An 18,585-nucleotide genomic window follows, 5' to 3' on the forward strand; every position below is an offset into this window, starting at 1 on the left:
GCTCCTGCGGCGGGCTACTCGAACTCGTACAAGGCGAAGGTCGTGCCCCGCTCGGCGTCGACCTCGAGCGTGCACGAGCCCCAGTCCTCGGGAATCGTCCACTCCGCGCCGACTTCCCACTGAAGCTGCTCCTCGTGCCCGTCGCAGTGGACCGCGATCTCGCGGATCGTGCCGTAGACCCGTGCAATCGTGAACGTGCGCTCGGTGAGCTCGTGCGTCCACGGCTCGCGTTCGATGCGCACCTCCGCCATCAGCGACGCGCCGTAAGGCAGCGTGTGGTCTCCGGCCGTGCTGACGCGTGCCGCCGTGACTCGAGGCACGCGGCCCCCGTCGAGCGCGATCTTGAGGTTCGCGAGGCGAAGCAGCGCCTTCAAAAGCTGATCGTCCTCTCGGGCCAGCCGCCGCATCTCGTCCTCGAGAAGCTCGCCTTTGTACATCGCTTCGCCGAGAACGGCGGCAACCGGCGTCGACGGCGAACCCTGCATCGCGCGAACCGTCTCTTCGGCTGCCCGGGCCTGCGCATTGCGCCAAAACTCGGGCTGACAGACGCGGCGAAGGATTCGGGAGCCGGTCACCGGCTCCCGCAGGCAATGGATGTCGAATTCGTCGCTGCTGTTGATCTCGTTGAAGCGCGCGTACACGGCCTCTTCGGCGAGCTGCATCTGCAGCCTGAGCTCCGCTCGGCTGCGCCCGCGCACGACGACCTCGTCGTCGACGGTGCTCGGCGGCTCGCGGCGGGCTGCATCCGGCGCGCTTTCCTGGCCCGTGGCCGCTCCGGCGAGCAACGCGATGCAGCAAAGAACGGCGACCGTGGCGACTTCTTTCGTTGCAGCGTGCATACAGGGCCGAACGCGAGAAGACCTCGCGGATCGTACCGGAGGCGTCCGCATCGCGGAAGGGTGTCGGGCGGCCCGCCTCGGCAGGCTCGCCGGTCGTCGCTTGCGCACGCATGCGTTCCGGCGGGCGCCGCGGATCGAGACGCCGCCGCGATCGCGGGCGTCCTCGCGCCGGTTGACGCCCGGTCGGCCCGACGTTATCAGTGGCTCGGGCACTCGAGCCGCGGTGAGGGCTTCACGATGGACATGAAAGCGGTCAACCCTTGGACCTGGCAGAACCGGTTCGATTTCTCGCACGCGATCGACGTCCGGGGGGCGGGGCGCGTGCTTTTTTGCGCCGGTCAGACTTCCGTGGACGCGGAAGGACGCGTGCTTCATCCCGGCGACATGGCCGCGCAGCTCGACCGCGCGTTCGACAACCTGGAGACGGTGCTGTCGCGCGCGGGCCTCGGGCTCGAGAACGTCGTTCGGTTGAACTACTACGTCACGGACATGGAGGCCTTCGCCGGCGCGCGGCAGACGGTCGCGGCGCGTCTCGCGTCGTTGCCCGTGAAGCCCTCCGGCACGCTGCTCGGCATCACGCGCCTCGCTCAGCCCGAGCTTCTCGTCGAGATCGAAGCGACGGCGGTGGCGTGAAGCGGCGGCCTCAGCCGCTCGAATCGTCGCGCTTGCTCGCGTCGCGGCCGTCGCGGAGGTACGCGAGGCCGCCGCGCTTGACATAGAGCGTGCAGCCGGTCGCCGTGAACGGCGTGTGCGTGGCGCCGGCCGGCAGCCGCAGCCACGCATACCGGCCGTGCTCGCCCGTCTCGTCGACGAAGTCCCCGTCGAGGACGAATATCTCGGCGCCCTGCGGATAGGTCGTCGGGCCGAGCGCCGCGCCGTGCTGCCAGCGCTCGAGATGGACCGAGTCGCTGAAGCCCTGCTGTGCGTAAAGCAGCTTCACGTCGACGTCGGGGCTCGCTCCGGGCTGCCACTCGAGCTCGCCGGTGTCGATCGCGACGTGCTCGCGGTCGCGCCCCGGGAACTGCCGGAGCTTCACGAACAGCACGCAGCCCTCCCGCGAGAACGGCGCGTGCCGAAAACCCTCCGGGTTCAACAGAAACGTGCCGGCCGGCCAGTCCCCGTGCTCGTCCGAGAACACGCCCTCGAGAACGAGAATCTCCTCGCCCTCCGGGTGGTCGTGCGCCGGGAAGGTCGCCCCGGGCTCGTAGCGAACGATCGACGTGACCTGACCGGACTCGGGCGGGCCGACGAGATGCACGCGCTTGCGCCAGACCGTCCGACTCGGGCTCGGCGTCCAGTCCATCGCGCGCGTGTCGGCCGTGGCGATCACGCTCAAGTCGCCGTTGATCGATTCCATCCCGCGCCTCCGTGGCGGCGATCGAGAGGTCGAGTCTACCGCGCGCGCCCCGGCGCGCGTACCTCACGCCGTCCGCTATCATCTCGGGCATGCCCAAGCTGCTGATGAATCTGCGCAACGTCCCCGACGACGAGGCGGACGAGATTCGCGCGCTGCTCGAGGCGCGGCAGATCCCGTATTACGAAACCGAGCCGAGCTTCTGGGGCGTCTCGGGCGGCGGCATCTGGATCCGCCGTCGAGAGGACTTCGCGGAGGCCGAGCGGGTGCTGATCGAGTACCACCACGAACGCTGGTCGAAGGCGCGTGCCGAGCACCGTGCGGCGCTGCGCGAAGGCAAGGTCGGGACGGTGTGGGCCGCGGTGCGCGAGAGTCCGTTGCGAGCAGCCGTGGTGCTGCTCGGCATCGCCTTTGCGGTGCTGCTGCTGGTGCTTCCTTTGCTGATGTTGGCCGGGTGACGCGGCGGGCGAGGATCGTCTCCCGCAAACACCGATACATGATGCTGCCGGGAACGCCGTGTGTTGGTTACCTCGCGCGCGTCCCTGGCCGGGGTCCGCAGCGCAAACGGAGTGAGCGCTGGGCTGGCGTGCGCGAGCGTCCCGGCAAGCACCATGTATAGGCACTTGCCGGGACGCCGCCATTGGCGTCACTCGATCGTCTTCGACGCCTCGTTCGAGTACTCGCTTTCGAGGCCGTTCGAGTCGACAGCGGTCATCACGAAATAGTACGTGCCCGGGCCCAGGTTCTCGACGACGTGCGTCGTGACGCCGGGACTCATGACCTCCACCGACTCCGTGTAGTTCCCGGACTCGGTCCCCCAATACACGCGATAGCCGGCCAGGTCGGTCAGCGGACTGCCGTCCGTCCGCTCCGTCGGCGCGGTCCAGCTCAACGTCGCCGCGCCGTTCGCAACCGCTTCGACGCTGATCGCGAACGGTTCGAGCTCGGCCGTCGCCTCGCCGTCGCTCACGCTGATCACGATGTCCGAATACGTGCCGACGTGCCCGTCGTCGGGCGTGCCGGTCAACGCGCCGGTGGCCGTGTCGAACTCGGCCCACTCCGGAAGGTTTTGGATCTCGAACGTCAGCGAGTCGCCGTCGTCGTCGCTCGCGCTCGGCTCGAACCGATAGGACGAGCCGATGACGACGGACGTGGCCGGCGCGCCCGAGATGACCGGCGGCGTATTCGTCTCGGGGTCGGGGTTCGAGCCGTCATCCGACGAGCCGTCGTCCTGCGAGCCGTCGTCCGTCGAGCCGTCATCCGCCGAGCCGTCGTCCTGCGAGCCGTCGTCCGACGAGCCGTCGTCCGACGAGCCGTCGTCTTCCGACGAGCCCCCGTCCTGCGACGCCCACGCGGCAATCGCCGCGGCCGTCGTCGTGTCCGAGGCGCTCGCCATCGCGGCAAGCGCGGGATCGAGCGCGGCGGGCGCGTCTTCGGGCAACACGTCGGCTGCTTCGCTCGCCGGCGTGCCGGCGTCGAGCGCGTCGAGCGCGGAGGCGAGCGTCTCGAGCGACGCGGAGTCCGCCACGGCACGCGCGGCGGCGACGCCCGTCCGCGCGTGCGCGATCATCGGCGCGGTCACGGGCTGTGCGTCCGTGAGCTCCGGAGCGTCGCCGGACGCGAGCCGGGCGACGACGTCGTCGAGCACCGGCGTCACGACTCGACCGTCGACGCGAAGCTCGTTCGTCATCGCTTCGATCATGACCTGAGCGCTCGCGACCATCGCGGTCGCCGCGATCTGCGGGCTGCTGCCGTCCGCGCCTTCGCCGTCGAGCGCGCCGTCGACGAGATCCGCCGCGAGCGCCGCGACGACGCCGTCGACCGTGAGCTCGGGATCGGCCGCGAGCGCGATGGTCTGCGTGCGGCGCAGGATCTCGGCGAGAGTCTCCGACGCCTTCACGATCATCGCGAGATCGTCGTCGTCGACGGGCGTCTTCATCGGGTTGAACACCGAGAGCGGCCGAAGGCCGGTATCGAGCTCCGCGACGACCGTTTCGAGGGCGATGGACAGCGTCGACTCGCTGAGACCGTCGCTCATCCGCTGCGCCGTCGCTACCGCGAGGGTGCTGAACGGATTGAGGTTCGCGACCGACTTCCTGCCCGGGCTCGCCGAGGCGGTGTAGAGCACGAAGTCGGGCGCGCGGTTCGTGACGAGATCGGTGCCGCCGCGCGCTTCGACGACGAGCGGGTAGTGCTTGCCTTTCGCCTTGAGCCGGATGTTGTAGCCGGCGTTCTGGTCGCTGACCGCGTTCTCGAGCGTCGCGCCGCTTCGAGACATCACGGTAAGCTCGGCGTCGACGATCGGCCCGTCGCCGACGCTGCCGCTCAGTGCCGTCTCGATCTCCGTTTCCGGCCCGATCGAGGCCGACGAGTCGTCTTCATCCGAGCCGCAGCTCGAGAGGGTTGCCGCGAGAAAAAGAGGGGCGGCGAAGCGCAGAAAGGACCTTCCCAGGTTCATGCCGGTATCTCCTTTTTCGTTGTCGGCAAACCGGAACGAAGAGGGCCGGCAGTGGGAGTCGCAAAGCCTGCACCGGGCGGTGCCCGGGCGCGATCGGATGAGGCCGAAGCCTTCTGCTCGACCGGCAGCCCCGCTGTCTTCCCCAAAAGACCGGAGGCTTTGCGTCCCGACCTCGCGATCGGTTTGCCTTTAGCAGTCGCTGAACGAGCCGTCGATCACGTTGTAGCAGTCGACGAGAGAACGTTCCAACTGTCGCGAGAGCGAGACGGAGAGGCGGGATGAGAGAAGCGCGGCGCGCGCGATGCGGCGTGAAAGCTTCGCGCGCGCCGCGAAGACTAGGAACCGGACGATCGAGCCGGTTCTAGCGTGTGCTCGCGGAGATCAGTCGCCGGACTTCGAAGCGGCGCCGGCGCCCGACGCGCCGTCGACGCGCTCGCCCGTTTCGGGCGACAGCCCGCCGAAGCCCACGGTGCGTCCGTTCACGGTGAACGCCTGGATGAAGCCGCCGTCCTTACCGTCGCCGCGCGGCGCGATCAGAATCGCGATCTTGTCGCCGGCCTTCACCATGTCGCGCGTGTAGCCCGCACGATAGAAGTGGCTTGCGCTGTGGCCTTCGTATTCCACGTCGCGAGTGCCTTTCTCGTCGGTGACCTCGACGATGGCCGACGTGTGCGGATTCCTGACGTTGAATTCCTTGACCACGCCTTCGATCGTCACCCGCTTGCTGAAGTCGAACTGCGCCGCGGAGTGATGCGCGGCCGCGGCGACGGCCCAAAGCAAGAGCGCGGGAGCGCTGACTGCAACGACGATTGTTCTCATGGCTGCCGACAACATGGGAGTCTCCTCGTTTTATGCGCGCGATCCGATCGTGCGCCGCAGAAATACCGGGTCATTCCTTCGCTTCGCGGGCTTCATAGACGTCGCTCATCCGGGCGTCGACCGGCTCGCCCGCTCGCAATTGCTCGCGCCGCATCTCGATCAGCTCGTACCAGAACTCGTCCGGGCAGCGGTACGGGAGGATGAAGCCGTCCTCGAGCGGCTGATACTTGCGTTCGATCCTGACCGGCTCCGTGTAGTAGATAGGATCGACGATCGCGGCCTCGTACGTGATGATCTTCGTGCCGTTCGCGTCCGTTCCGAGCGAGAAGCGCTCGTGGATCGTGGCCTGGTCGCTGTGCGGATGCGCGGCCTGATCTTGGCCATCGAGCAAGTCCGTGGTCTCGACGACGAGCACGTCGCCTTCCCAGTGCCCCTGCGAGTACCCGGCGCGGCTCGGGATTCGCCGATCCGGCGGCAGCTGCCGGTCGCCGATGTAGATTCGGCGCGTTTCGTTCTCGACCTCGTAGATGATCGTGAGCTGATCGGGTTTTTGGATGAATTCGATCGGATAGCCGCCGGGCAGCTCCATCATCGTCGGCACGCCGTAGTCGACACAGTAGGCGGCCGGGTTCGCCCTCTCGGGGCCGAGAAGCTTCTGGTATTCCTCGATTCGGCGCCGGCCCTCCTCCGTGAGCGGCAGATCGGCCCGCGGGCCGCCGAACCCGGACGTGCGCTGCTGGCCCGGCTCCCGGTAAGCCGTCCAGAGGCCGGTGAAGTCGGGATGCTCGGGCTCCGCGGCCGAGGCGGCGGCGCAGGCCAGGATGGCGGCGGCGGAAGGGACGGCTTTGCAGATCGCGCGTAGCTTTGGCGGCATTACTCTGGTTCCCCCGGGGTTCGGCACGATGCACTCTACAACTTCGGGCCCATTAAGGGTAACCGGTCGCGCCGGGCAATGGGAGCGGGGCTCGGGGGGCGGAAGAGCGAGGCCCCGCCCCGGGCTCAACGCAGGAACAGCTGGTACAGCGTCAGCACGATCTCGACGAGGATCAGAATCACGATGTACCACTCGACCCGCAGCGAATGCTTGCTCGAGAGGAGCTGCATCACGGTCTGCGCCGTTTGGGCGATCAGGTTCAGCTTCCGCTCGAGCGCCGCATGCCGCGCCGAAATCTCGAACTCGTCCTCGACCTTCACGAACAGCGCTTCCAGGGACGGGTTGTCCCACAGGATCTCGGGCTTGTCCGCGATCTCCGCGCGGCCGACCATCCGCTGCTCGACGAGCACCATCGAGCCGATCATCTTCAGCAGCTCCTTGCTGTGCCGGGGGATACGGCCGGAGCTGCCGAGCTCGGCGGCGAGGGGCTCGATGCGGTCGAACTCGCCGGCCACCTTTCGCTCGTAGAGCGAAAGCAAGACGCTCTTGCTCAGCACGTCCGCGAGCACTTGCAGGCGCTCGACTCCGGCGTCGGCCAGCAGCACGACGCCGCCGGCGAGGCCTTCCCGCTCCGCGCCCTCGATGCGCGCATCGAGCTCCTCGATCTCCGGCTGCGGGTAAGGATGGATCACGAACGGCTCGAGCTGCGCGAGGAACGCCGCCTCCTCCGCGCCGTGAACGCCGAACAGCACGACGACCCCGTGGCGGTACAGCGTGGCGACGCCGCCTCCTCGGACCTTCACGGTCAGCGGATTGGTCGTCAGAGCGTCCACGGCCTTCCACGCGCGGAGATCCAGCCGCTCGCCCAAGAGGAGCGCACGCGCCTTGAACGTCGAATCGGCGATCGGCGAGAGCTCGCGTTCGGCGGCTTGCATGGCCGTGATGATACCCGGGAGCCTGTCCGAGTAATGATGCGCCAACTGCGGCCGCCCCACAGCGGCATGTTGCGGAGCAGGATCGGGAGAACGCAATGCGCAAGGGAACAGCGGGTTACGACGCGCCGGCACGCTCGAGTTCTCGATCGACGCCTGTGCGCTTGAGGCGGCACCGGCCCCCTTATAGCATCCGAGCATCGCCGAGCGGCGCAACCGTGCTCCGCGGCGAGGAGTAGGGGGGAACGAGCGATGGCCACACCGCCGGGAGTCAGCGCGGCCGATTTCGAAGCCGCGATCTCGGAGTTCGCCGACGTGGTCGGCACGGAGTGGGTGTTCACGGACGAAGAGACGATGGACACCTACCGCGACGCGTATTCTCCGCTGCGCGGCGAGGAAGAGGAGAAATACGCGTCGGCCGCGGTCGCACCGACGACCGTCGAGCAGGTGCAGAAGATCGTGCGCATCGCGAATCGCTACTCGATTCCGCTCTACACGATCTCGACCGGCCGCAATCTCGCTTACGGCGGCTCCGCGCCGGTGTACTCGGGCAGCGTCGTGCTCGACTTGAAGCGCATGAACCGGATCATCGAGGTCAACGAGGATCTCGCCTATGCGCTCGTCGAGCCGGGCGTGAGCTACTTCGATCTCTACCGCTACATCCGCGAGCGCGGCATGAAGCTCTGGATCGACTGCCCGGACCCGGGGTGGGGCAGCCCGATCGGCAATGCCCTCGACCGCGGCGCCGGGCGCACGCCGCTGCCGTACCGCGACCACTTCGGCGCGCACTGCGGCATGGAGGTCGTGCTCGCGAACGGCGACGTGCTGCGCACGGGGATGGGCGCGCTGCCGAACGCGGGCCCGAACTGGCAGGCGTTTCCGTACGGCGCCGGCCCGCTCGCCGACGGGCTGTTCGCGCAGTCGAACTACGGCATCGTCACGAAGATGGGCTTTTGGCTCATGCCCGAGCCCGAAGCTTCGATGACGGGATCGATCCGCGCTCGGCGCCACGATGACGTCATTCCGCTCGTGCGGACCCTCGCGCACCTTCAGTACTCGGGGATCGTGAATTGCCTGTTCTCGCTGAACAGCCCCGTGTTCACGGGCCCGATGGACGAGAGGAAGTCGGCGCTGCTCGACCGCCCGAACGGCGGCTCGGCCGCCGAGTGGGACGACTACGCGGCCTCGCTCGGAACGCATTTCTGGCAAACGGAGCTGCGGTTCTACGGTCCGCTCAGCGTGATTCAGGCGCAATGGGCATACGTGAAGGAACGGTTGCGTGCCATCGAAGGTATCGAGCTCGACGACGGCGACGTGATCCGCTTTCCGCTCACGGACGATCAGATCCGCCGCCTCGGCGATCCCGGCTCCTTCGGTGTGCCGAGCTTGAGCGTTTTCTCGAGCCAGCAGGGCAGCACCGGGCATCTCGATACCTCGCCGATGCTGCCGCACTCGGGTGAAGCCCTGCTCGAGGCACACAAGGTGTACCTGCGCGAGTACCGCGACGCCGGCATCCCGCTGTCGCTCGGCTTCGCGATGAGCTACCACACGCGCGCGTTCATCATGTTCCAGGGCATCAGCTTGACATCGGACAAGGAAGAGAACGCCCGGGCTCGGGAGTTCTACGCACGCTTGATCCGGATCTCCGGCGAGCGCGGGTGGGGCGTCTACCGCGCCCATGCCGCGTTCATGGACCAGCTGATGGCGACCTATTCGTACAACAACAACGCGCTGATGCGGTTCAACGAGACGCTGAAGGATGCGCTCGACCCGAACGGCATTCTCTCGGCCGGCCGCTACGGCATATGGCCGCGGCATCTGCGGGGGAACCGCGCATGAGCGCGCGCCGCCCGTTGCTCGCGATCGCCGCGATCGGGTTCCTCGGGCGGCTCGGCGTGACGGCCGTCTCGGCGGACCCCGCTTCGTCGGCCGACTCCGCCTGGTCGCCGCTGCCGGCCGAGCGCGACGGGGCGCCGAGCGATCCGCTCGAGCGCCGCGGCCGGGAAGTCTTCGACCAGCGGTGCGCCGCATGCCACGGAGAGATTCCCGAGGAGACCTTCGGCCCGCGATTCCTGCCGTCGATGCCCGGGACGCAGGCGCTGCGCGACCGCTACGGCGATGCGCTGCCCGCCGCGCTCGAGAGGCGCACGGATCTCACGCCGGAGTACATCGAAGCCGTCGTGCGCGACGGCCTGCGCTCGATGCCGTTCTTCCGCCCGACCGAGGTCAGCGACGAGGATCTCGAGGCGCTCGCGGCGTACCTGACGAGGGACCGAGCCGGGGCCGGGGAGTGATCGATGCGCGATCACGGTTACAATGCCGCGCTGCTCGAGGGTGACGAGACCATTGAATGGACGCGGAGCGAGTCGATGCAAAGAGGGCGAAGCCGGGAAGTGCCAATGTTTACGGCGTTTGCACGTGGGCAGCCTTCGTCGCCGTGTGCCTGTCCTTCTACCTCTTCGCGCCCGAGCTCTTCGACCCGCGTCGGCTCCGCGAGCTCTTCGCCGGAAATCTCGAGACCGGGCTGCTCGTCTACTTCGTCATCGCCACGCTGCGCGGCTTCACGTTCATTCCGCTGACGCCGATCTTGCTGGCCGGCGTGCTGGTCTTTCCGCCGCTCCCGCTGTTCCTCGTGAACCAAGCGGCGGTGGGTACCTCCTCCGCGATCGTTTACGGGATGGCCCGCATCGTCGGCTCGGATCGATTTGCAAGGAACCATTATCCGGAGCAGGTCGAGCGCCTGGCCGGGTTGCTCGAGAAGCGCGAGCTGCCGGTGATCGGCCTGTGGGGCGCCGCGCCGTTCACGCCGTCGGACCTGATCGTCTACGTCTGCAGCGTCTTGCGCATCTCGCTGTGGAAGACGTTGCTCGGCATCTCGATCGGCGAGGGACTCGTCTGCGCGATCTACATTTTCGGCGGCGCATCGGTCCTCGAGGCCGCCCTCGATCTCTTCGGCCGCTGAGCGCGGCCGAGAGGTGTGGAGCGGGGGTGCCGCGGCGGCCGACGCCCGGCGGTGCTCGCCGAGCGCGCAGGCCGAATCACGTGCGCCAGGTGTCCGCGCTCCAGCCGTCGAGATCGTAGTCGGCGAGGCACCGGTCGACGAGCTCGATGCATCGGTCGAGCGCGCCGGTGCGGCGCGCGAACTTCAGCGCGTCCATTCGCACTTGCTCGTGGTTGCCGGCGTAGTTCCGCTCGTAGAGCTCGTGGCGCCCGCCGAACTCCGTGCCGATCGCGTCCCATACGAGCTTGAACAGCTTCACGCGATCGAGCGCGGAGGCCCCGGTGCCGCGGTAGTAGCGGTCGATCAGCGGCCGCAGCGACGGGTCGAGGAGATCCTCGCACCCCGACGGCGTGACGAGCGGCGCGCCGCCCAGCACGTTCTCGAAAATCGCCTTCACGGCCGGCCACGCCGAGGTCGAGAAGACGCGCATCGTCGCGGCATAGTCCGCGCGCGGGATCGCGGAGCCGCCGGGGCCCTCCTGCGGCTCCGTGCACATCGCGGTCGTCATCGCCCAGAGCATCGTCCGCCACGCGACGACCTCGCCGAGCGCGGCCTGCACGCCGCGGAACTGGTCCGTGCCGTTCATCTCGAGGCCGCGTGCGAGGAGCCCCGTCATGAACTCGAGCTTCACGGCGAGCCGGGTGCCCGCCTGGAGGTTGTAGCGGTTGAAGAACCCGGACGCCGGATAAAACGCGTTGGCGCGCTCGACGTCGCGGTAAACGAGAAAATTCTCCCAGGGGATCAGCGCCTCGTCGAAGATCAGCACCGCGTCGTTCTCGTCGAAGCGGCTCGAGAGCGGATGATCGAACGGGCTGTGCGCGTTCTGCTCGTAGGAGGCGCGGCACAGCAGCCGCGTGCCGGGCGTGTCGAGCGGTGCGATGAAGACGAGCGCGTAGTCCTCCGCCTTGCCCGCCTCGAGCGTCACGGAGCTGTTCTGCGCGACGAACGTCGCATGCGTCAGCGCGGAGCCGGTGGCGAGCATCTTGGCGCCGCTCACGATCGCGCCCGCATCCGTCTCCCTGACCACGTGCAAATACACGTCGGCGACCTCGTGCACGGGCTTGTTGCGGTCGACCGGAGGATTGACGAGCACGTGGTTCAGGAAGAGACCCTGCGAGGCGTAGCGGCGATACCACCGCCGCGCGTTCTCGTCGAACGGCGCGTAGAACTCGGGATTCGCGCCGAGCGTCGCCATGAAGGAGGCCTTGTAGTCGGGCGTGCGGCCCATGAAGCCGTAGGTGAGGCGCGACCACGCGGCGATCGCTTCGCGCGCCGCGAGCAGCTCCTCCGCGGAGTAGCTCGGCGTGAAGAAGCGGTGCGTGCGGATGCCGAAGCGGTCGACCGTCGTCAGCCGCTCGCGCTCGGCCGGGTCGTGCAGCGCGTCGTAAAGCCGCGCGAGCGAGCGCGCGGAGTTGCGGAACGCCGGATGCGCGGCGACGTCGTCGACGCGCTCGCCATAGAGATAGACCTCTCGCGCATCGCGAAGGCTCGCGAGGTAGGCCTCGCCCGTCATGAGCTCGTCGCTCGACGCGTGTGGCTCTGCTTTCATCTCCGTTCGCGGATGATCCTAACCCCGATAGGCCGGCTTCGCGAGCAGTTTACAACCGAGATCGCGAGTTGGGGGACGCTACACTAGACGGGAGTGGACGTCAGCTCGTCATCGCTGACCGAAGCCCGCGCCGAGGCGGCCTCCCGATCTTCGTGCGTGCGCACCGCGTAGAGCTGATAGGCGCTGCGGATCAGCGGCTTCGCGACGTTGCGGACCGGCACGCCGCCCGGCGTGATGCCGCGCTCCGAGCCGTGATGGGCGTGGCCGTGCAGGGCGAGATCGCATTTGCCCTCGTCGACGGCCTCGCCGAGCAGGTGGGAACCGAGGAACGGGTAGATTTCGAGCTTCTCGCCGAGCAGGGTGTCCTTGGTCGGCGCGTAATGCGTCAACGCCACGCGGACGTCGCACTGAATCGCCTTCAGACAGTGCAGCAGCTGGCGGGCCTTGTCCTTGGTGTGGCGGATGAACGCCTTCATCTCGAGCTCGCCGAACTCCGAGCCGCAGGCGCCGGCGAAACCGCCGCCGAAGCCTTTCACCCCGGCGATGCCGACGCGGTGCCCCGCGAGCTCGAGCACGACGCTCTCGCCCTCGAGGACGGTCACCCCCACCGCTTCCAGGTCCGCACGAATGGCGTCCTGCGCATCCTGGTGGTAGTCGTGATTGCCCAGCACGGCGACCGTGGGTATGCCGACCTCCGCCACCTCTTCGGCCACCAGCCTCCCTTCCTCTCGGGAGCCGTGCTGCGTCAGGTCGCCGGCGAGCAGCAGCACGTCGGCATGCCGGCCGAGCGCGGAGAACGAGCGGCGCAGCTCGCCGCGCATGTCGAGGCCGACGTGCACGTCGCCGACGGCGGCGATCCGCACTAGCCCAGCGTCTCCGGTCTTCCCGGTTCGTCGTACTTCGCGATCCATAGCTCGTCGACCAGCTCGATATCCGGGGGCAGCACCTCGGTGACGACTTTCCGCGCCGCCTGCTTGCGCTCGTCCGACGTCACCTCGCCGATGATGAAGGCCTTGCCGCCCGCGACCTTGATCGTGACGTCCAGCACGTTGGTCCGCGGGTCGGTCGCCAACGCCTCGCGGATGCGGCCTACCAGGTGCTTCGCTTCCATCGTGCGCGGCTCCTGTCGCCCTCAGCTTTCATAAATCTCTCGGTACAGCTCGCGCACGATCTGGTTCGGGACGTTCATGTCCAGCGAGTGCGCGTACACCAAGAGGCTCAGCACGCGGCGCGGCGCCTTTCGGGCGCGCCGGAGGAGATAGTCCCAGTCGAGACGGCTCACGCCGATGACGCCGAGCGCGTCGTGCCAGTGCCGCGGTCCCTGCTCGTCGTGCACGGCCGCCTTGATGACCAGCAGATCCTCGGGTGAGATCAGCCGCACGCGATGCCCGAGGAACTCGCGCTCGACCGACCGCGCGATCATTTCGTCGTCGAGGTAAAAGCCCCCGGTCGAGCGAAAGATCACGTCCACGAGCACGCCGTGCTTGAAACCCTTGAACAACCACGTAGGATCGGTGCGTTCGGTCTCGAAGCCCGCCTGCGCGAGGGCATCGAGCGCGGCATCGGCGCCGGCGGGACGCACGAAGACGTCGATGTCGTGCGTCCAGCGCGGTCTGCCGAGCCCGGTCGACGCGATGCCGCCCATCAGCACGTACTGGACGCCGGCCCGCTCGATCGCTGCGACGACCTCTCCGAGCACCTGCTCGAACGCGCCGTTCTGCGTGCAGCGCAGCTGCTCCTCGCTCTCGGGATCCCAGCCGGCCAGACGCTCGAGCGGAATGCCGACCGCGTGCTTGCGTTCCATGGCGCGTACCTCGGCACGCAGTCTTGCAAAGCGCGTGCCGGAAGGCGCGCCGCCGGCCTATCCACTTGATTTGCCGGCGTATCCGCTTACAGAGGGATCGCGCGATCAGCCTGCGGCGAGCGGCCGGTGCTGCGTGCCGAGCCCGTCGGTCAGCGCAAGCAGCACGCACGGCTTGCTCAGGCGCGCGGTATGCCACACGCCTTTCGGCACGATCGCGAGCTTGCCGGCCGTGAGCTCGACGCAGCGCTCGTTGCCGTCTTCGTCGAGCACGAGCGTGAGCTCGCCGCTGACCAGAAACAGAATCTCGTCGCCCGCGGGATGCATCTCCCAGCTCGTCCAGGTCGTGTCCATCGACAACAGCGAGAGCAGCCGTCCGTGGACGGCATTCATGAGGCGCTGCACGCCCGGATCGGTGGGGCGGCCGGACATCAACTGCTTCCAGAACGTCTCGCCGCCCGGCAGCGTCACGGCCGTGCCGTCCGTTTCGAGCAGCAGGTAGTTTTGCATCGGGTCGAGCGGCTGCGGCATGGCTACCTTCCTTTCAAGAGGACTGCGAGCGGGCTGTCGATCGCGCGGTCCTCCCAGAGGAGAGGACCGCCGGCCGGCTATCGGTCGCCCAGCGGGTTGTCGCGCGGCTTGTAGGTGGCGTCGAAACGGTCCGGCAAGCCGCTGTCCGAGCTGATGTAGCGGCGGCTGATGAGCCACTTGCCGTCGCGCTTGACGAGCTCGGTGTCCTCACGGCCTTGCTCGTAGAGCCGGGGCGGCTTCCCGACGCCCTCGTTCATGACACCCGTCCAGATCACGTGGGCAATGGCGATATCGCCATGCACTTCGATGACCGGGTTCGTGAGGAGCATGTGGTTGTGCGGGCGCGGCTCGTCGCTCGCGCTGTCCTCGTCCGAGTCGGGCCGCTCGTACAGCGCGGCAATCTCTTCACGGCCTCTCGCGATCGTGCCGTCGACGTCGAGCAGCGCATCCTCGGTGAAGTATTCGGAGAGGGCGTGGCTCTCGCCCTGCGCGAGATCGTAGTAGTAGCGCGTGAGGAGATCCTCGATCTGGATGCGGTCCAGGAGCGTCTCCATCGTCACCTGCTGTGCCGGCGCCGGCGCACTCGACAGTGACAGGGCCGCTGCGGCCGCGAAAGCGCGCACGGCCGCGCCGGCTACCTTGGATGCCGATGAACGACTCGACATGGCGATTCTCCTCCCGTTATTCGAACGGCTGCAGCCGGTTTTACCCCGTTTGCCGACGCTCGCACAAGCTCGGCACGCCCGTCACTCGTCGAGTTGCCTCACGGGGTTGTCTTGCCCGGCCGTGAAGGTTCTCGGATTGCCCTCGTTGTGAATCCTGTGGAGGCTGAAGAACCACTCGCCGTCGATCTTCACGAATTCGTCGTACCAGGAGCCGAACAGCATCCACTCCACCTTCCGGCGGTCTGCGTTGTTGTTGAACTGTATCCAGTACGTCACCGCCCTGGCGGTGTCGCCGTCGACGTCGATGACCTGGTTCGTGATGAGGTGGCGCACGGTGGAAGGCCAGTTCCGCCCGTCGGGTGTCTTCGCTTCGGCGGCGCCGCGGGTGAGATCGTAGGTGCCGTTCGCCATGAACTCGCGGATGGCCTCCCGGCCTTCCACGATGCCGCGGGCCCAGTCGAGCACGCCGTCTTCCGCGAACACGGCGGCGTAGCCGTCGGCGTCGAAATAATCCATGGCCATCACGTAGCGAGCCTGCAGGTCGACGATGGCGGCGCGGTCGTCGGCATAGCCTTCCGGGTAGCGCGCGGCCTGGGCGCCGACGGCAACGAGCAACAGCGGGAGCAGCGCGAGCGTCTTCATGCGTGGTAAACGAGCCATGGTCGTATCCTCCCGAATCCGGATGTGCTCCTCCAGATCATAAACGAAGTGGCCGAGGCTCGGCGCGTCCCGCCTGGCGGCGAGCCGCGCGTAAGATGCTGGATGCGAAGCTATTGAAGCGCGCTGTGCAGATGGACCGCCGGCTCTATGACCAGCCCGAACCCGTTCACTGCATAGACGTATTCGTCGGTCGCGAAGACATCTTTGACGACGCCGCTGATCGGGTACTGTCCCACCAGCGTAGGGTGCGTCTTGTCGAGAATGTCGTACACCTCGACCATGCCGAATTCGTTGGCGACGTATGCGACATCGCCCGCCACCGAAACGGCGTTGCCGATACCGAGGCTCAGGGTACCGCCGAACAAGACCGGGTCTCTCGCGTCCGCGACGTTCAATATCGATAAGCCCGCCGTGTCCGACGTCGTGTAGACGTAGCTCCCCTCGAGCTCCAAGGCCCTCGCGAGCAGGTCCATGGTCGCCAAGTGTTCCGGCCCGTTTTCGGCGGCGATCGTGTAGAAGGCCCGGCTTTCCGGCCCCGTAGCCACTCCATAGAGCGTGGTGCCATTGATGGCGATGTCTTCAAGCGGGAAAGGATAGGGCGCGTCGTGCACGACGCTCGGCGCCGTTTGATCGGCGACATCGAATACGCCGATCGTCACGTCGGGGAACCCGCCTATGACCGTGTAGGCCGTCGAATCCTGCACGGCTATCGCCACCATTTCTCGGACAACTTCTTGTCCGTCCACCTCCAAACGAATCAGCTCGGCATTGCTGCCGACGATCCGGAGATCCGCGGGGTCGCTGATATCGACGATCTTGATGCCTTCGGTCGCGTTCGCCAGGTACGCGTAGCCGTCGACGATCTGCATGTCGTTGATCCAGTCGATCACGTCCACGCCGTCGAGGATCGCCGGCGCGCCGGCAGGATCGGCGACATCGATCGCCAGCAATTCGGTGTCGTTGGCCACATAGGCGACGCCGTCGACGACCTCGACGAGATTCGCGGACTTGTCGGTGGCGACGAAGGCCAAATGGTCCGTCTTGTTGTTCAGCGCGTCTGCGTCGTATGCGGTGAGCTGGAGGCTGCTGGCCAAATACACTCTGCCGTCTTCGTATTGCAGATGGAACGCGACCGGCGAAGATCGAGAATCGATCACCTGCAGCTTGCCGTCGGTGCCGATTTCGAAGGAAACGAGCATGTAGCTGAAATCGGAGCCGGAGCCGGTAGAAGCCGTGGCATAAAGCGTCTGCTCGTGAACGGCGATCTCCGTGATGAAGCCCATGCCCGCTACGTCGTCGATACGCTGCGGGTTTGCGGGTCGCGCACGTCGACGATCGTCATTCCCTGGAGGTCCGCGGCGGTATCGCTGATAGGGGCGTAAATGAAGCCGTTGCTGTAGGCGATATTCCTGTCGCTGACGGTAGGAAACGAAATATTGCCCATGGGCAAAAGGTCGGCGGCCGACGAGGCGTCGAGCACGGCGATGCCGGGGCCGTAGACGTACAAAATGCCCTCTTCGTAGAGCATATCGAACGCCGGCGCGCTACCGATCGTCTTCACGATCTCGGGGTTCGCAGGATCGCTGATATCGGCGACATGAATCCCTGTCGCGGAACCGCTCTCGTCGGAGTAGCCGATGTACATCGTGGAGCCGTCTCCGGCGGCGAGCGCCGTGAAGCGGCTTCCTTCGAACAGCAAAGAGCCGTCCGGCGCGGCGGGATCCGAAACGTCGATAACGAAAAGCCCGTTACCCGGAGAGGCCACGTAGAGGAAGTCGCCGACCTTCAGCATGTCGAGCCCCGCGCTTTGCGGGTTGGCCGCCAGGCTCTCGTTGGAATACGTTCCGACGAGCGACACGGCGGAGAAATCCGCGGCATCGAAGACGAATATTTTCAAGTCGTTCTCGGGCGAATCGGCCTCGTAGCCCGCCGCATAGATCAATTGATTCTCGACGATGAAGTCGGCGATCAGCAGGTTCTGATAGGCCTCCTCGAGCAGATCCACGAAGTCGTATTCGCCGAGGGTGGAAAGCAGCAGCTCTCGTGACAACTTCGTCAGCTCGTGGCCGTTGCCGGACAGAATCGCGGCCAGAATCTCGTCCAAAAGCGGCTCGTATGCGCCTGCAAGGAAGTCTTCGTGGACGACCGGAGAAAAGCCGAGGAGATCGTCGTTGTCGACGATGCCGTCGCCGTCGAGATCTTCGCTCAACAGCTGCTTCGCCACTCCGTCGAGGCGACGGACGATTTCCTCTTGGTCCGCCCCTCCGAGCAGAGCGTCGGAAACGCTTTGATAGGCGATCTCCGTGACGATGTTGATGCGAAAATTTCCGGCAAGAATGTCTTGCCCGGAGATGATGGCTCGTAACGAGCCTTCCTTCGGTGTCGGAGTCGAGTCGACGATCTCGTCGTCGTCGGCGTCGATATCCACTCCGCCTTCGACGACCAGGAAGTAGACCGAGCTTTCGTCGATGGGGCAGGAGCCGAGGTCGATGACGCCCGGCCCCTCCGGCGCGTCTTCGGACGAGGTCGTTACGCTGCAGACCGAGACGCCGTCGAAATGCTCGGCGTCATAGACTTCGACCGTCGCATCGACGATCGGCCCCAACAGCGCCTGGCCGAGGCTCGGACCGAGCTGCGCCGGAGCGACGACGTTGCCGCCCGAAGAGCCGCCCCCCGAGCCGCCGCCGGAACCGCCGCCTCCCGAGCCGCCGCCCGTCGAACCGCCGGACGAGCCTCCGCCGCCGCCTCCGCCGCACGCGGCGAGGCTCAGAATCGACGCCGTAAGGAGTATTCGAGCAAAAAAGGAGGCCTTCTCGATAAACATATCCACCCCCCTCTTTTTATCGTTGTTATAGGAGCACAAGTTTCCATCGGCGGCTCGGCAATGGAAAGGTCGCCTCGAGCCCGCACGGCCTTTTCGAACCCGCAGTGTTGTCAAATCAAAGAGCTACGCAATTCCGAGAACGCAAAGTCGAGATCGGAATGCGTTCTCCATCGGCCGGCGAGTCGCGGGCGGCCGGCTGATTTTCGCTGTTATGTCGGATGATTGCCGCCTCGGTCGCTCCTTGGGCACAGCCGTCCCGAATGCAACAAATTCTTGCC

General features: G+C 66.8%; 20 protein-coding genes and 1 riboswitch. Of the genes, 5 read left to right on the forward strand and 15 right to left on the reverse strand.

The window, feature by feature from the left end:
- Positions 1-14: 14 nt before the first annotated feature.
- Positions 15-839 (reverse strand): hypothetical protein, encoded by an 825-nt coding sequence (locus VF329_05210; GenBank protein ID HEX7080391.1) that lies wholly within the window; start codon positions 837-839, stop codon positions 15-17.
- Between the two features lie 237 nt (positions 840-1,076).
- On the opposite strand from VF329_05210, the gene VF329_05215 reads away from it, so the two are divergent.
- Positions 1,077-1,472, forward strand: coding sequence for a RidA family protein (locus VF329_05215; protein HEX7080392.1), 396 nt, complete (start codon positions 1,077-1,079; stop codon positions 1,470-1,472).
- Positions 1,473-1,482: 10 nt separating this feature from the next.
- On the opposite strand, the gene VF329_05220 is transcribed toward VF329_05215, so the two are convergent.
- On the reverse strand, positions 1,483-2,196 hold the full coding sequence (locus VF329_05220; protein ID HEX7080393.1) for a cupin domain-containing protein: 714 nt from the start codon (positions 2,194-2,196) through the stop codon (positions 1,483-1,485).
- 89 nt (positions 2,197-2,285) lie between these two features.
- Here VF329_05220 and VF329_05225 point away from each other — a divergent pair, with 89 nt between their 5' ends.
- Positions 2,286-2,651 (forward strand): DUF6164 family protein, encoded by a 366-nt coding sequence (locus VF329_05225; protein ID HEX7080394.1) that lies wholly within the window; start codon positions 2,286-2,288, stop codon positions 2,649-2,651.
- A gap of 188 nt (positions 2,652-2,839) precedes the next feature.
- Here VF329_05225 and VF329_05230 read toward each other — a convergent pair whose 3' ends face one another.
- The 4 genes from VF329_05230 to VF329_05245 form a co-directional block, all read right to left on the reverse strand.
- Positions 2,840-4,651 carry a putative Ig domain-containing protein gene (locus VF329_05230; protein ID HEX7080395.1) on the reverse strand — a complete coding sequence of 604 codons (1,812 nt, stop codon included), beginning with the start codon at positions 4,649-4,651 and terminating at the stop codon, positions 2,840-2,842.
- A gap of 120 nt (positions 4,652-4,771) precedes the next feature.
- Positions 4,772-4,849, reverse strand: a riboswitch (cyclic di-GMP riboswitch).
- A 183-nt stretch (positions 4,850-5,032) separates the two neighbouring features.
- Positions 5,033-5,470, reverse strand: coding sequence for a DUF6152 family protein (locus VF329_05235; protein HEX7080396.1), 438 nt, complete (start codon positions 5,468-5,470; stop codon positions 5,033-5,035).
- A 70-nt stretch (positions 5,471-5,540) separates the two neighbouring features.
- A complete protein-coding gene (locus tag VF329_05240; GenBank protein HEX7080397.1) occupies positions 5,541-6,344 on the reverse strand; it encodes a hypothetical protein in 804 nt (267 codons plus the stop codon).
- Positions 6,345-6,469: 125 nt separating this feature from the next.
- Complete coding sequence (locus VF329_05245; protein ID HEX7080398.1) at positions 6,470-7,279, reverse strand: RMD1 family protein; 810 nt, start codon at positions 7,277-7,279, stop codon at positions 6,470-6,472.
- A gap of 249 nt (positions 7,280-7,528) precedes the next feature.
- Between VF329_05245 and VF329_05250 the strand changes: the two genes are divergently transcribed.
- From VF329_05250 to VF329_05260, 3 genes are read left to right on the forward strand one after another with little or no spacing between them, the layout of a single operon-like run.
- Positions 7,529-9,115, forward strand: a complete 1,587-nt coding sequence (locus VF329_05250) for an FAD-binding oxidoreductase (GenBank protein HEX7080399.1) — start codon at positions 7,529-7,531, stop codon at positions 9,113-9,115.
- Positions 9,112-9,570: a cytochrome c gene (locus VF329_05255; GenBank protein HEX7080400.1), complete on the forward strand. Its 459-nt coding sequence runs from the start codon at positions 9,112-9,114 to the stop codon at positions 9,568-9,570. Before VF329_05250 ends, VF329_05255 begins: the two co-directional genes overlap by 4 nt.
- A 56-nt stretch (positions 9,571-9,626) precedes the next feature.
- Positions 9,627-10,238: a VTT domain-containing protein gene (locus VF329_05260; GenBank protein ID HEX7080401.1), complete on the forward strand. Its 612-nt coding sequence runs from the start codon at positions 9,627-9,629 to the stop codon at positions 10,236-10,238.
- A gap of 76 nt (positions 10,239-10,314) precedes the next feature.
- Here VF329_05260 and VF329_05265 read toward each other — a convergent pair whose 3' ends face one another.
- The 9 genes from VF329_05265 to VF329_05305 all read right to left on the reverse strand — a co-directional run bounded on the left by VF329_05265 (position 10,315) and on the right by VF329_05305 (position 18,307).
- Entirely contained in the window at positions 10,315-11,826 is a 1,512-nt protein-coding gene (locus tag VF329_05265) for a 4-hydroxyphenylacetate 3-hydroxylase N-terminal domain-containing protein (protein ID HEX7080402.1), read from the reverse strand.
- An 83-nt stretch (positions 11,827-11,909) separates the two neighbouring features.
- Positions 11,910-12,737 (reverse strand): metallophosphoesterase, encoded by an 828-nt coding sequence (locus VF329_05270; GenBank protein ID HEX7080403.1) that lies wholly within the window; start codon positions 12,735-12,737, stop codon positions 11,910-11,912.
- A complete protein-coding gene (locus tag VF329_05275; protein HEX7080404.1) occupies positions 12,689-12,937 on the reverse strand; it encodes a BON domain-containing protein in 249 nt (82 codons plus the stop codon). Before VF329_05275 ends, VF329_05270 begins: the two co-directional genes overlap by 49 nt.
- A gap of 21 nt (positions 12,938-12,958) precedes the next feature.
- Complete coding sequence (locus VF329_05280; GenBank protein HEX7080405.1) at positions 12,959-13,630, reverse strand: nucleotidyltransferase; 672 nt, start codon at positions 13,628-13,630, stop codon at positions 12,959-12,961.
- 105 nt (positions 13,631-13,735) lie between these two features.
- On the reverse strand, positions 13,736-14,158 hold the full coding sequence (locus tag VF329_05285) for a cupin domain-containing protein (GenBank protein ID HEX7080406.1): 423 nt from the start codon (positions 14,156-14,158) through the stop codon (positions 13,736-13,738).
- Between the two features lie 77 nt (positions 14,159-14,235).
- Positions 14,236-14,823, reverse strand: coding sequence for a nuclear transport factor 2 family protein (locus VF329_05290; GenBank protein ID HEX7080407.1), 588 nt, complete (start codon positions 14,821-14,823; stop codon positions 14,236-14,238).
- A gap of 81 nt (positions 14,824-14,904) precedes the next feature.
- Positions 14,905-15,483 (reverse strand): nuclear transport factor 2 family protein, encoded by a 579-nt coding sequence (locus VF329_05295; protein ID HEX7080408.1) that lies wholly within the window; start codon positions 15,481-15,483, stop codon positions 14,905-14,907.
- A gap of 110 nt (positions 15,484-15,593) precedes the next feature.
- On the reverse strand, positions 15,594-16,766 hold the full coding sequence (locus VF329_05300; protein HEX7080409.1) for a hypothetical protein: 1,173 nt from the start codon (positions 16,764-16,766) through the stop codon (positions 15,594-15,596).
- 5 nt (positions 16,767-16,771) lie between these two features.
- The gene (locus tag VF329_05305) at positions 16,772-18,307 is read right to left on the reverse strand and encodes a hypothetical protein (GenBank protein ID HEX7080410.1); all 1,536 of its coding nucleotides are present in this window, start codon (positions 18,305-18,307) and stop codon (positions 16,772-16,774) included.
- Positions 18,308-18,585: the final 278 nt, after the last annotated feature.

The organism is Gammaproteobacteria bacterium, from assembly GCA_036381015.1.
Taxonomy (GTDB): Bacteria; Pseudomonadota; Gammaproteobacteria; order Steroidobacterales; family Rariloculaceae; genus ZC4RG20.